At 61.0% G+C, this 13,024-nt stretch carries 13 protein-coding genes; 7 read left to right on the top strand and 6 right to left on the bottom strand.

Translation table 11 applies throughout. The annotated features are described in order from the left end of the window. The first annotated feature begins 56 nt into the window (after positions 1–56). The 3 genes from D109_RS0115765 to D109_RS0115755 all read left to right on the top strand — a co-directional run bounded on the left by D109_RS0115765 (position 57) and on the right by D109_RS0115755 (position 4,101). Entirely contained in the window at positions 57–1,421 is a 1,365-nt protein-coding gene (locus D109_RS0115765; protein WP_017477745.1) for an MFS transporter, read from the top strand. Between the two features lie 13 nt (positions 1,422–1,434). Beyond that, the gene (garD, locus tag D109_RS0115760) at positions 1,435–2,988 is read left to right on the top strand and encodes a galactarate dehydratase (RefSeq protein WP_017477744.1); all 1,554 of its coding nucleotides are present in this window, start codon (positions 1,435–1,437) and stop codon (positions 2,986–2,988) included. A 171-nt stretch (positions 2,989–3,159) separates the two neighbouring features. Next, the gene (locus tag D109_RS0115755; RefSeq protein ID WP_010170731.1) at positions 3,160–4,101 is read left to right on the top strand and encodes an AEC family transporter; all 942 of its coding nucleotides are present in this window, start codon (positions 3,160–3,162) and stop codon (positions 4,099–4,101) included. Here D109_RS0115755 and D109_RS0115750 read toward each other — a convergent pair. The 6 genes from D109_RS0115750 to gatC all read right to left on the bottom strand — a co-directional run bounded on the left by D109_RS0115750 (position 4,098) and on the right by gatC (position 9,357). Further along, positions 4,098–4,478: a carboxymuconolactone decarboxylase family protein gene (locus tag D109_RS0115750; protein WP_003216068.1), complete on the bottom strand. Its 381-nt coding sequence runs from the start codon at positions 4,476–4,478 to the stop codon at positions 4,098–4,100. The genes D109_RS0115755 and D109_RS0115750 overlap by 4 nt on opposite strands. Continuing rightward, complete coding sequence (locus tag D109_RS0115745) at positions 4,475–5,521, bottom strand: calcium/sodium antiporter (protein WP_026078001.1); 1,047 nt, start codon at positions 5,519–5,521, stop codon at positions 4,475–4,477. Before D109_RS0115745 ends, D109_RS0115750 begins: the two co-directional genes overlap by 4 nt. Positions 5,522–5,580: 59 nt before the next feature. After that, entirely contained in the window at positions 5,581–5,952 is a 372-nt protein-coding gene (locus D109_RS0115740) for a septal ring lytic transglycosylase RlpA family protein (RefSeq protein ID WP_017477742.1), read from the bottom strand. Positions 5,953–6,145: 193 nt separating this feature from the next. Next, positions 6,146–7,591, bottom strand: a complete 1,446-nt coding sequence (gene gatB, locus D109_RS0115735; RefSeq protein WP_017477741.1) for an Asp-tRNA(Asn)/Glu-tRNA(Gln) amidotransferase subunit GatB — start codon at positions 7,589–7,591, stop codon at positions 6,146–6,148. 10 nt (positions 7,592–7,601) lie between these two features. Beyond that, positions 7,602–9,053, bottom strand: a complete 1,452-nt coding sequence (gene gatA, locus D109_RS0115730; RefSeq protein ID WP_017477740.1) for an Asp-tRNA(Asn)/Glu-tRNA(Gln) amidotransferase subunit GatA — start codon at positions 9,051–9,053, stop codon at positions 7,602–7,604. A gap of 16 nt (positions 9,054–9,069) precedes the next feature. Next, the gene (gene gatC / locus D109_RS0115725) at positions 9,070–9,357 is read right to left on the bottom strand and encodes an Asp-tRNA(Asn)/Glu-tRNA(Gln) amidotransferase subunit GatC (RefSeq protein ID WP_003216077.1); all 288 of its coding nucleotides are present in this window, start codon (positions 9,355–9,357) and stop codon (positions 9,070–9,072) included. A 210-nt stretch (positions 9,358–9,567) separates the two neighbouring features. Between gatC and mreB the strand changes: the two genes are divergently transcribed. The 4 genes from mreB (at position 9,568) to D109_RS0115705 (ending at position 12,990) form a co-directional block, all read left to right on the top strand. Continuing rightward, positions 9,568–10,605, top strand: a complete 1,038-nt coding sequence (gene mreB / locus D109_RS0115720; protein ID WP_002555108.1) for a rod shape-determining protein MreB — start codon at positions 9,568–9,570, stop codon at positions 10,603–10,605. A 140-nt stretch (positions 10,606–10,745) separates the two neighbouring features. After that, complete coding sequence (gene mreC / locus D109_RS0115715; RefSeq protein ID WP_081585352.1) at positions 10,746–11,855, top strand: rod shape-determining protein MreC; 1,110 nt, start codon at positions 10,746–10,748, stop codon at positions 11,853–11,855. Further along, positions 11,855–12,343, top strand: coding sequence for a rod shape-determining protein MreD (mreD, locus tag D109_RS0115710; RefSeq protein ID WP_003216081.1), 489 nt, complete (start codon positions 11,855–11,857; stop codon positions 12,341–12,343). Before mreC ends, mreD begins: the two co-directional genes overlap by 1 nt. A gap of 50 nt (positions 12,344–12,393) precedes the next feature. Then, positions 12,394–12,990 carry a nucleoside triphosphate pyrophosphatase gene (locus D109_RS0115705; RefSeq protein ID WP_017477738.1) on the top strand — a complete coding sequence of 199 codons (597 nt, stop codon included), beginning with the start codon at positions 12,394–12,396 and terminating at the stop codon, positions 12,988–12,990. The last annotated feature ends 34 nt before the right edge of the window (positions 12,991–13,024 follow it).

The raw sequence follows: 13,024 nt of genomic DNA, 5'->3' as shown, positions 1-13,024 counted from the left end.
CGCAGGCTTACAATTTGTTTACCCGCAAAAAAAATAATTAGTGGGAGTACATCTTCATGCAAGCGACCAAGCCGACCCATGTCCGCTATTTGATCCTGCTCATGCTGTTTCTGGTGACCACGATCAACTATGCCGACCGGGCCACCATCGCCATCGCCGGCTCCAGCCTGCAAAAAGACCTCGGCATCGACGCGGTCACCCTCGGTTATATCTTCTCCGCATTCGGTTGGGCCTACGTGGCCGGGCAAATTCCCGGCGGCTGGCTGCTGGACCGATTCGGTTCGAAAAAAGTCTACGCCCTGAGCATTTTCACCTGGTCACTGTTCACCGTGCTGCAAGGCTATGTCGGTGAGTTCGGTGTTTCCACGGCCATCGTTGCGCTGTTCATGTTGCGATTCCTGGTGGGCCTGGCTGAAGCGCCATCCTTTCCCGGAAACGCCCGCATCGTGGCGGCGTGGTTTCCTACGGCTGAACGGGGTACGGCCTCGGCGATCTTCAACTCGGCGCAGTACTTCGCCACGGTGTTGTTCGCGCCGCTGATGGGGTGGATCGTCTACACCTTCGGCTGGCAGCACGTGTTTGTGGTGATGGGCGGCATCGGTATCGTGTTCTCGCTGGTCTGGCTGAAAGTTATCCACAGCCCGCGCCAGCACCCGATGATCAACGAGGCTGAGTTCCAGCACATCGCTGCCAACGGGGCCATGGTCGACATGGACCAGGACAAGGGCAAAGGCAAGAAAACCGACGGGCCTAAGTGGGATTACATCCGTCAGTTGCTCACCAACCGCATGATGCTCGGCGTGTACCTGGGCCAGTACTGCATCAATGGCATCACCTATTTCTTCCTGACCTGGTTCCCGGTGTACCTGGTTCAGGAGCGTGGCATGACCATCCTCAAGGCTGGCTTCATCGCGTCCTTGCCGGCGATCTGCGGGTTTATCGGCGGTGTGCTGGGCGGGGTGATTTCCGATTACCTGCTGCGCAAAGGCCATTCGCTGACCTTCGCCCGCAAGGCGCCGATCATTGGTGGCTTGCTGATTTCCAGCAGCATTGTCGCGTGCAACTACGTCGACATCGAATGGATGGTGGTGGGCTTCATGGCCCTGGCTTTCTTCGGTAAAGGCGTTGGCGCACTGGGTTGGGCGGTAGTGTCCGACACTTCGCCGAAACAAATCGCCGGCTTGAGTGGCGGTCTGTTCAACATGTTCGGCAACCTGGCATCCATCAGCACCCCGATCGTGATCGGCTACATTATCAGCACCACTGGCTCCTTCAAGTGGGCGCTGGTGTTCGTCGGTGCCAACGCGTTGCTGGCGGTGTTCAGCTACCTGGTGATCGTCGGCCCGATCAAGCGTGTGGTGCTTAAAGAGCCGCCGGCCAACGGCCCCGAGCTGACTAAACTTTCCCAAGCGCATTCCTGAAGGGGCCCGCGTCATGCAGTTGATTGAACATGCCGATTCGCCACGCTCCATCCGTTTGCACGCGCTGGATAACGTGGTGATTGTGGTCAACGACCAGGGCGTACCGGCGGGGACCGAGTTTCCCGACGGCCTGGTGACGGTGGATTTCATTCCCCAAAGCCACAAGGTGACCCTGGAAGACATTCCCGAAGGCGGCCGGATCATTCGCTACGGCCAGACCATCGGTTATGCGTTGCGCCCGATTCCCCGCGGCAGTTGGGTCCAGGAAGATCAACTGCGCATGCCCACGGCGCCGCCGCTGGACAGCTTGCCGCTGTCCACTGAAGTGCCCGAGACCCAGGCGCCGCTGGAGGGTTTTACCTTCGAGGGTTATCGCAATGCCGACGGCACCGTCGGCACGCGCAATATCCTCGGCATCACCACTACGGTGCAGTGCGTGACGGGGGTGCTGGACCACGCGGTGAAACGCATCAAGGACGAGTTGCTGCCCAAGTACCCGAACGTCGATGACGTGGTGGCGCTGACCCACAGCTACGGCTGCGGCGTGGCGATTACGGCCACCGACGCCTACATCCCGATCCGCACCGTGCGCAATCTGGCGCGTAACCCGAACCTGGGCGGTGAAGCCCTGGTGATCAGCCTGGGTTGCGAAAAATTGCAGGCCGGGCAGGTGATGCACGACAACGACAGCTCGGTAGATCTGAGTGAGCCATGGTTGTATCGGTTGCAAGACTCCAGCCACGGCTTTACCGAAATGATCGAACAGATCATGGCATTGGCCGAATTCCGCCTGAAGAAACTTGACCTGCGCCGGCGGGAAACCGTCCCGGCGTCGGAGTTGATCCTCGGGATGCAGTGCGGTGGCAGTGATGCGTTTTCCGGGATCACCGCCAACCCGGCGCTGGGTTATGCCTCGGATCTGCTGCTGCGGGCGGGCGCGACGGTGATGTTTTCTGAAGTGACCGAAGTGCGCGACGCCATCTACCTGCTGACTTCCCGTGCCGAGAACCAGGACGTGGCCCGGGAGCTGGTGCGGGAAATGGACTGGTACGACCGCTACCTGGCCAAGGGCGAGGCGGATCGCAGCGCCAATACCACGCCGGGGAACAAGAAGGGCGGGTTGTCGAATATTGTCGAGAAATCGTTGGGTTCTATCGTCAAGTCGGGCAGCAGTGCGATCAATGGCGTGCTTGGCCCGGGCGAGCGGTTCAATCGCAAGGGCCTGATCTTTTGTGCCACGCCCGCCAGTGATTTTGTCTGCGGGACGTTGCAGTTGGCGGCGGGGATGAACCTGCATGTGTTTACGACCGGGCGTGGCACGCCCTATGGGCTGGCGATGGCGCCGGTGGTGAAGGTCTCGACCCGGACGGAGCTGGCGCAGCGTTGGCCTGACCTGATTGATATCGACGCCGGGCGGATCGCCACTGGGCGGGCGACGATCGAGGAGTTGGGTTGGGAGTTGTTCCACTTCTACCTGGATGTGGCCAGCGGTAAGAAGCAGACGTGGGCGGAGCAGCACAAGCTGCATAACGACATTACGTTGTTCAATCCGGCGCCGATTACTTAAGACCGAGTCGCCTGCTTCGCGAGCAAGCCCGCACATTTGACTACATTCCAAAGGTAGAACTCGGTCAAATGTGGGAGCGGGCTTGCTCGCGAAAACGGTAGTCCAGACGAAGCTGGCCATGCTGGCTTATCATTAGCCTCCTACCGACGCCCACCCAAGGTTCTCCCCGGCATGCTGGCTATCTTCCTACAAACCCTGAACATCACCGCGCCGGTGTTTGCCATGCTGTTCCTGGGCGTCCTGCTCAAGCGCATCAACTGGATCAACGACAACTTTATCCACATCGCCTCGGCCCTGGTGTTCAACGTCACCATGCCGGCGTTGCTGTTCCTCGGGATTCTCCATGCCGACCTGCATTCAGCCCTCAAGCCCGGCCTGCTGATCTATTTCGCCGTCGCCACGCTGCTGAGCTTCGCCCTGGCCTGGGGCTGGGCGATCTTCCGGTGCCCGCGGGAAGACCGTGGCATCTACGCCCAAGGCGCGTTTCGTGGTAACAACGGGGTGATCGGCCTGGCCCTGGCGGCCAGCATGTACGGCGACTATGGGATTTCCCTCGGCGCGGTGCTCGCGGCGCTGGTGATCCTGTTCTACAACACCCTGTCGACCATTGTGCTGGCGGTGTACAGCCCGGTGATCAAGTCCGACCCGTGGAGCATCTTCAAGAGCGTGCTGGCCAACCCGTTGATCATCAGTGTGATCGCGGCGGCGCCCTTCGCGTACTTTCAGATCGGCTTGCCTGGCTGGCTGGAATCCTCCGGGCAGTACCTGGCGGACATGACGTTGCCATTGGCGTTGATCTGTATCGGCGGCACGCTGTCGCTGGCGGCACTGCGCAAAAGCGGCGACATGGCCCTGAGTGCCAGCCTGATGAAGATGGTCTGGCTACCGGTGCTCGCCACCCTTGGCGCATGGCTGCTGGGGTTTCGCGGGCCGGAACTGGGGATTCTGTTCCTGTACTTCGGTGCGCCCACGGCGGCGGCCAGTTTTGTGATGGCGCGGGCTGCGGAGGGTAATCATGAGCTGGCGGCCGCGATTATCGTGATCACCACCTTGATGGCGGCAGTGACCACGAATATCGGGATTTTCGTGTTGCAGGCGGGCGGCTGGATCTAGGCGTCTTTCTGGTAGCTGTCGATCACTTCCTGAGCGGCGCGGAAGGCGTCAATCGCCGCCGGCACGCCGGCATACACCGCACAATGCAGCAGCGCCTCGCGAATCTCCTCCACGGTGCAACCGTTATTCAGCGCGCCGCGCACGTGGCCCTTGAGTTCCTGCGGGCACTTCAGCGCGGTCAGCGCGGCGAGGGTGATCAGGCTGCGGGTTTTCAGCGGCAAGCCTTCTCGATTCCACACGCTGCCCCAGGCATGCTCGTTGACGAAATCCTGCAGCGGTTGGCTGAACTCGGTGGCATTGCCCAGCGCCCGATCGACAAACACATCACCCATCACCTGACGGCGCATTTCAACGCCGGGCTTTTTCTGTTCGGTCATTGCGATTCCCTCTTGTGTTGGCGGCGCCAGGCTTGCAGCGAGGTGAACAACAGGAAAGCCACAAGCGCTGGCAGGACGTAATACAGCATCAGTTGTTCAAGCTTGTTGGCCAGCGGCATGCCGAACGTGAACGACACCACATGCAACCCATACACCAGATACAGGCCCAGGAACACCAGGCCTTCGGCTCGGGTGACGCGGTAGCCCGAATAAAACACCGGCAGGCACAGGGCGACCACGCCGAGCATCACCGGCAGGTCAAAATCCAGGGCGTTGGGCGACACCGACAAGGGCGAGGGCGCCACCAGCGCGGTAAAGCCCAGCACCCCAAGCAGGTTGAACAGGTTGCTGCCGATCACGTTGCCCACGGCAATTTCCCGCTGGCCGCGCAGTGCGGCGATCAATGAGGTGGCCAGGCAGGGCAGGGAGGTGCCGACGCCAATCAGCGTCAGGCCGATGATGCGTTCCGACAGGCCCAGGTCAGAGGCCACGTCCACCGCCGCGCCCAGCAGCAGGTGCCCGGCCAGCACCAGGATCAACAGCCCGCTGATCATCAGCAGCACGCTGCTCAGCCACGGTGCTTGCACCACGGTATCGCGAGTGCGGGGGCGGCGGGAGTGGCGGGTCTGGTAGAGCAACACGCCGAGGTAGGCCACCAGGGCCGCCAGCAGTAACAGGCCATCAATCGGCGTGAGCTCTTCATTGGCGGCGAGCACAAACACCAGCAGGCTGGCGAGGATCATCATCGGGATGTCCAGGCGCACCAGTTGCCGGGAGACTCGCAGCGGAATGATCAGGGCCGCCAGGCCAAGGGTTACGAGGGTGTTGAAGATACTGCTGCCGATCACACTGCCCACGGCGATGTCGGTGTTGTCCGCCAGGGTGGCTTGCAAACTGATCGCCATCTGCGGCGCGCTGCTGCCGAAGGCGACGATGCTCAGGCCGATGATCAGCGGACGCACCTTGAGGCTTGCCGCCAGGCGCACGGCGGCGCGCAGCAATACTTCGGCACCGAAGATCAACAGCAGCAGGCCGCTGATCAGTTCGATCACGCTAAAGGGCGAGAGGGCGGTTAATGCGGAAATGGCCAGGGCTCCGTCGGTCAGTTGCTGAGGGCTTGCACGCGAACACGCGCGGTGCCGCTGCCTATCATACCCAGCTGTTCGGCGGCTTTGCGTGAAAGGTCGATCAGGCGCCCGCGGGTGTGCGGGCCGCGATCGTTGATGCGGACAACGACGCTTTTGTTGTTGCCGAGGTTGGTGACCTTCACTTGCGTGCCAAAGGGCAGGCGACGATGGGCGGCGGTCAGGGCATTCTGGTTGAACGGTTCACCGCTGGCAGTGCGGTTGCCGTGGTGTTTGGCGCCGTAGTAGGAGGCGGATCCGGTTTCGTCGTAGCCGTTGGGGTCGATGAGGCCGCTGGCGCAGCCGGCGAGCAGAGAGAACAGGGCCAACAGGCCGAGTAGACGCTTCATTTTCAAGGTTTCCCCATTACAAATGTGGGAGCGGGCTTGGGTGGGAGCGGGCTTGCTCGCGAATACAGTGTGTCAGGCAACGAATAGGCTGACTGATCCACCGCTTTCGCGAGCAAGCCCGCTCCCACACAAGCCCGCTCCCACAAGGGGTCAGAGTTGGACGTGAGGTCCTGCTCCGACCATTTCACCGCGTTTAGCCTTCGAGTTTGCTTTTCAGCAGTTCGTTGACCTGTTGCGGGTTGGCCTTGCCTTTGGAGGCTTTCATCGCCTGGCCGACAAAGAAGCCGAACATCTTGCCGCGCTTGGCTTCATCCGCCGCACGGTATTGTTCAACCTGCTCGGCGTTGGCTGCCAGCATCTCATCGAGCACCGCCGAAATCGCGCCGCTGTCGGTGACTTGCTTCAGGCCACGCTTCTCGATGATCTCGTCAGCATTGCCTTCGCCTGCGGCCATGGCTTCAAACACGGTCTTGGCGATTTTGCCGGAGATGGTGTTGTCCTTGATCCGCAGCAACATGCCGCCCAGTTGCTCGGCCGATACCGGTGCTTCGTCGATTTCCAGGCCCTGTTTGTTCAACAGGCTGCCCAGCTCAACCATCACCCAGTTGGCCGCCAGTTTGGCGTCGCCAGCAATGCTCACGACTTTTTCGAAGTAGTTGGCTTGCTCGCGGCTCGACGCCAGCACGCTTGCGTCGTACACCGAAAGACCGAACTGCTCCTGGAAGCGCTCGCGTTTCTGCGGTGGCAGTTCCGGCAGCGTGGCGCGCACGTCAGCCAGGAACGAGTCCTCGATGACCACCGGCAACAGGTCTGGATCGGGGAAGTAACGGTAGTCGTTGGCTTCCTCCTTGCTGCGCATGGCGCGGGTTTCGTCTTTGTTCGGGTCGTACAGGCGGGTCTGCTGGATCACCTTGCCGCCGTCTTCGATCAGTTCGATCTGGCGACGCACTTCGGTGTTGATCGCTTTCTCGATGAAACGGAACGAGTTGACGTTCTTGATCTCGCAGCGGGTGCCGTACTCGACCTGGCCTTTCGGTCGCACCGACACGTTGCAGTCGCAACGCAGGGAGCCTTCGGCCATGTTGCCGTCGCAGATCCCGAGGTAACGCACCAACGCGTGGATCGTCTTGACGTAGGCCACGGCTTCCTTGGCACTGCGCATGTCTGGCTCGGAAACGATTTCCAGCAGCGGGGTGCCGGCACGGTTCAGGTCGATGCCGGTGGCGCCGTTGAACTCTTCATGCAGGCTCTTGCCGGCATCTTCTTCCAGGTGCGCACGGGTCACGCCGACACGTTTGATGGTGCCGTCTTCCAGCGGGATGTCCAGGTAGCCCTTGCCAACGATCGGCAATTCCATCTGGCTGATCTGGTAGCCCTTGGGCAGGTCCGGGTAGAAGTAGTTCTTGCGGGCAAACACGTTGTGTTGGCCGATCTCGGCATCGATGGCGAGGCCGAACATCACCGCCATGCGCACCGCTTCCTGGTTCAGCACCGGCAGCACGCCGGGCATGCCCAGGTCTACCAGGCTGGCCTGGGTGTTGGGCTCGGAGCCGAACGTGGTGGCGCTACCGGAGAAAATCTTCGATTGGGTGGCGAGCTGGGTATGAATCTCCAGCCCGATCACGACTTCCCATTGCATAGTGTTCTCCTCAGAAGCCGGTAGGGGTGCGAGTGTGCCAGTCAGTGTTCAACTGGTACTGGTGCGCCACATTGAGCAGGCGGCCTTCCTGGAAATACGGGGCGAGCAGTTGCACGCCCACCGGCAAACCGTCGACGAAACCTGCAGGCATGGACAAGCCCGGCAGACCGGCGAGGTTGGCGGTGATGGTGTACAGGTCTTCCAGGTACTCGGCGATCGGGTCGCCGGTCTTGGCGCCGATCTTCCAGGCCGGGTTCGGCGTGGTTGGGCCGAGGATCACGTCGACTTCATTAAAGGCTGCCATGAAGTCGTTCTTGATCAGGCGACGGATCTTTTGCGCCTTGAGGTAGTACGCGTCGTAGTAGCCGGCCGACAGGGCGTAGGCACCGACCATGATCCGGCGTTGTACTTCCGCGCCGAAACCTTCGCCACGGGAGCGCTTATAAAGGTCGGTGAGGTCTTTCGGGTTTTCGCAGCGGTAGCCGAAACGCACGCCGTCGAACCGCGACAGGTTGGAGGACGCTTCTGCCGGGGCGATCACGTAGTAGGCAGGAATCGCGTGCTGGTTGTTCGGCAGGCTGATTTCCTTGATCACGGCACCGAGCTTTTCCAGCGCCTTGATGCTGTTGTGCACCAGTTCGGCGATACGCGGGTCGAGGCCGGCGCTGAAATACTCTTTCGGCACGCCGATGCGCAGGCCTTTGATCGAGGTGTTCAGACTGGCGCTGTAGTCCGGCACAGGTTCATCGATGCTGGTGGAGTCCTGCGTATCGAAGCCTGCCATGCCTTGTAACAAAATTGCGCAGTCTTCAGCGGTGCGAGCCAGAGGGCCGCCCTGGTCGAGGCTGGAAGCGTAGGCAATCATGCCCCAGCGGGAAACGCGACCGTAGGTCGGTTTCAAACCGGTGAGGTTGGTGAACGCGGCCGGTTGGCGGATCGAACCGCCGGTGTCGGTGGCCGTGGCGGCAGGTAACAGACGAGCGGCAACCGCTGCAGCCGAACCTCCGGACGAACCGCCTGGTACGTGCTCAAGGTTCCACGGGTTTTTCACCGCGCCGTAGTGGCTCGACTCGTTGGCCGAGCCCATGGCGAATTCGTCCATGTTGGTCTTGCCCAGGGTCACAGCCCCGGCAGCAGCCAGCTTGGCGACCACGGTGGCATCGTACGGCGCCTTGAAGTTGTCGAGCATCTTCGAGCCGCAGCTGGTGCGAATGCCCTGGGTGCAGAACAGGTCTTTGTGGGCGATCGGCGCACCCAACAGGGCGCCGTTCTCACCGTTGGCGCGACGTACGTCGGCGGCCTTGGCCTGGCTCAGGGCCAGTTCTTCGGTGATGCTGATGAAGCTGTTGACCTTGGGGTTCAGCTCGGCGATACGCGCCAGCAGGGTCTTGGTCAGCTCTTCGGAAGAAAACTTTTTGTCGGCGAGACCGCGGGCGATCTCGGCCAGAGTCAATTGATGCATTGCAGGCTCTTTCCCTTTAGTCGATGACTTTCGGAACCAGGTACAGGCCGTTTTCGACCGCTGGCGCGATGGACTGGTAGGCCTCGCGATTATTGCGCTCGGTCACGACGTCGGCGCGCAGGCGCTGGCTGGCTTCCAGCGGGTGAGCCAGGGGCTCGATGCCGTCGGTATTCACGGCTTGCATTTGGTCGACCAGCCCGAGAATGCTGTTCAGGGCTGCGGTGGTCTGTGGAAGATCGGCTTCATTGAGGCCAAGACAGGCCAAATGAGCGATTTTTTCCACGTCGGAGCGTTCAAGCGCCATGGGATTCTCCAGTGGAAAACAGAACGGAAGCTATCCGTGTGTTAGATTGTAGGAACACTACCGCATTTCTACGGTCATATGGCCGCGATTGTGGGGGTTGGTGCACAGAAAGTCGGCCAATTTAGCACATTGGCGCCTTGCCCAAAATCCCTGTCGTTGTTAGAGTTTGCCGCACTTTTTTACCCACGCGTTGCCTAGGGTCCCTTTCCCATGTTCAAGAAACTGCGTGGCATGTTTTCCAGCGATCTTTCCATCGACCTGGGCACTGCCAACACCCTTATTTACGTGCGCGAGCGCGGTATCGTCCTGAATGAGCCATCGGTTGTGGCTATTCGGACCCATGGTAATCAGAAAAGTGTCGTTGCCGTTGGCACCGAGGCCAAGCGTATGCTTGGCCGAACACCGGGCAACATCGCTGCCATTCGTCCGATGAAGGATGGCGTGATTGCCGACTTCAGCGTCTGCGAAAAGATGCTGCAGTACTTTATCAACAAGGTTCACGAAAACAGCTTTCTGCAGCCCAGCCCTCGTGTGCTGATCTGCGTTCCGTGCAAGTCCACCCAGGTGGAGCGTCGTGCCATCCGTGAATCGGCCCTTGGCGCCGGTGCCCGTGAAGTGTTCCTGATCGAAGAGCCAATGGCTGCTGCGATCGGTGCCGGCCTGCCGGTTGAAGAAGCGCGCGGTTCGATGGTGGTGGATATCGGTGGTGGTACCACTGAAATCGCCCTGATTTCCCTCAATGGTGTGGTGTATGCCGAATCCGTACGGGTTGGCGGCGACCGCTTCGACGAAGCGATCATCACCTACGTGCGTCGCAACTACGGCAGCCTGATCGGCGAATCCACCGCCGAGCGCATCAAGCAGGAAATCGGTACCGCTTACCCGGGCGGCGAAGTTCGCGAAGTTGATGTTCGCGGTCGCAACCTGGCCGAAGGCGTTCCACGTGCCTTCACCCTGAACTCCAATGAAGTGCTGGAAGCTCTGCAAGAGTCCCTGGCCACCATCGTTCAGGCTGTGAAGAGCGCCCTGGAGCAATCGCCTCCGGAATTGGCTTCCGATATCGCCGAGCGTGGCCTGGTACTGACCGGTGGTGGCGCCTTGCTGCGCGACCTCGACAAGTTGCTGGCCCAGGAAACCGGTCTGCCAGTGATCGTCGCTGAAGACCCGCTGACCTGCGTCGCCCGTGGCGGTGGCCGTGCACTGGAAATGATGGATAAACACACCATGGACCTGCTCTCCAGCGAATAAGCGTTTGCTGGTTTGCCCATGTTTCGCTCACAGGCAGCACTTTGCAGTGCTGCCTGTTGGCGTTTATCTTCTTCAATCTGCATCCAGGCCGGTTTGATGCCGTATGAATAAAGAAAACATTTGCCTGGGAGGAGCGGCTTATTAAACCGCTTTTTTCCAAAGGCCCCTCATTGGGCGTGCGCCTGTTGGTGCTGGTCGTGCTATCGGTTGCGCTGATGGTGGTCGATGCCCGCTTCACACTGCTCAAGCCAGTGCGTAGCCAGATGTCGCTGGTCCTGATGCAGACGTACTGGATCACCGACCTGCCGCAACGTCTCTATCAGGGTGTGGCCAGCCAGTTTGGCAGCCGTACCGAACTGGTGGCCGAGAACGAAAAACTCAAGACCGAAAACCTGCTGCTGCAGGGGCGCATGCAAAAGCTGGCGGCCCTCACCGAGCAGAACGTTCGGCTGCGCGAGTTGCTCAATTCCTCCGCGCTGGTCAACGAGAAGGTCGAAGTGGCCGAGTTGATCGGCATGGACCCGAACCCCTTCACCCATCGCATCATCATCAACAAGGGTGAGCGCGACGGCGTGGTCCTTGGCCAGCCGGTGCTCGATGCCCGTGGCTTGATGGGCCAGGTGGTGGAGTTGATGCCTTATACCTCCCGTGTGCTGTTGCTGACCGACACCACCCATAGCATTCCGGTGCAAGTTAACCGCAACGGCCTGCGGGCGATTGCCAGCGGTACCGGTAACCCGGAACGTCTGGAGTTGCGTCACGTCGCAGACACTGCCGATATCAAGGAAGGCGACCTGCTGGTCAGCTCCGGCCTGGGGCAGCGTTTCCCGGCGGGTTACCCGGTTGCGACGGTCAAGGAAGTGATCCACGACTCCGGCCAGCCATTCGCTATCGTACGTGCGGTGCCGACCGCTGCGTTGAACCGCAGCCGTTACCTGCTGCTGGTGTTCAGCGACAACCGCACCCCGGAAGAGCGCGCCAACGAAGCCGCCCAGGCCCAGGAAGCGGAAGACAAGCAAAACGGCACGGCGCCGATCATTCCTGCGACCGTGCCAAAGCCGGCCGCACCCGCTGCACCGGCAGCGGTTCCGGCAACGCCAGCCGCGCCGGTCGCGACGCCGGTCAAGCCTGTGGCCCATAGCGCACGTCCGGCCAAGCCTGCGGCTGCAACACCTGCCGCTGCCAAACCGCCTGCCGCCACCAAGCCACCGGCTGCGGCCCCGGCAACCACTCGGCAGAGGGAAGAATAATGGCTGGTACTCATTCGCGTAACGGCTGGATTGTCTGGCTGACCTTTGCCATCGGCTTGCTGCTCAGCGTTTCGCCGCTGCCGCAATTCATGGAAATCCTGCGTCCGTTGTGGCTCGCCTTGTTGCTGGCGTTCTGGGCCCTGGCGCTGCCGCACAAGGTCGGGATGGTCACGGCCATGTGCCTTGGGCTGATGGAGGATGTGCTCTACGGCACCTTGCTCGGCCAGAACGCGCTGATCCTGACCCTGATCACCTTCCTGGTGCTGTCGTTGCAGCAGCGTCTGCGCATGTTCCCCATGTGGCAACAGTGCCTGGTGATCCTGGTGATCTTCGGCCTGGCGCAGTTGGTACAGCTGTGGCTCAGTGCCTTGACCGGCAACCGCCAACCGACCCTCGCGCTGGTGTTGCCGGCGCTGGTCAGCGCGCTGTTGTGGCCTTGGGTCAGTTTTGGCCTGCGTGGGTTGCGTCGTCGCTATAAAATCAATTGAATGGATCGCGAGGCTCTGCCTGGTTATCGAACCCTACAGGGAGAGTCTGCATGAATTCGCTTTATCTGGCCTCGGGCTCCCCGAGGCGGCGTGAACTGCTGACACAGATCGGCGTGCCGTTCACCGTCGTCAGCGCCGCCATTGATGAAACTCCCCTTACAAATGAATCGCCCGCTTCCTACGTAGAACGCCTGGCGCGCGGCAAGGCTGCGGCCGGTCGCGCGGCCCTGGCCGATGCAACCGGCGCCTGCGTGCTTGGCGCCGATACGGCGGTCATCCTCGACGGCCAAATCCTCGGCAAGCCCTTGGACCAAGTCGATGCCCTGGCCATGTTGCTGGCCCTTTCTGATCGTGAACATGAAGTTTTGACTGCCATCGCCCTGATTGACGGCCAGCGTTGCGAAACGCGGCTGGTCAGCAGCCGCGTGCGGTTTCGCAAGATTTCAGCGGATGAAGCCACCACTTATTGGCACAGCGGCGAGCCCCAGGACAAAGCGGGCGGCTATGCTATTCAAGGCTTGGCGGCGGTGTTTGTCGCCGGACTCAATGGCAGCTACTCCGCCGTCGTAGGCCTGCCTGTCTGCGAAACCGCAGAACTGCTGGCTCAATTCGGCATACCCTGTTGGCAAAACCTTACCGTGCGCTAAACGCCGTATCCCAGCGCCAAGCCTTAAGCGATCG

It is taken from the genome of Pseudomonas sp. PAMC 26793, from assembly GCF_000313235.1.
GTDB classification, from domain to species: Bacteria; Pseudomonadota; Gammaproteobacteria; order Pseudomonadales; family Pseudomonadaceae; genus Aquipseudomonas; species Aquipseudomonas yamanorum.
The sequence above is the reverse complement of the archived record's forward strand: the minus strand, read 5'-3'. Positions and strand labels throughout refer to the sequence as shown.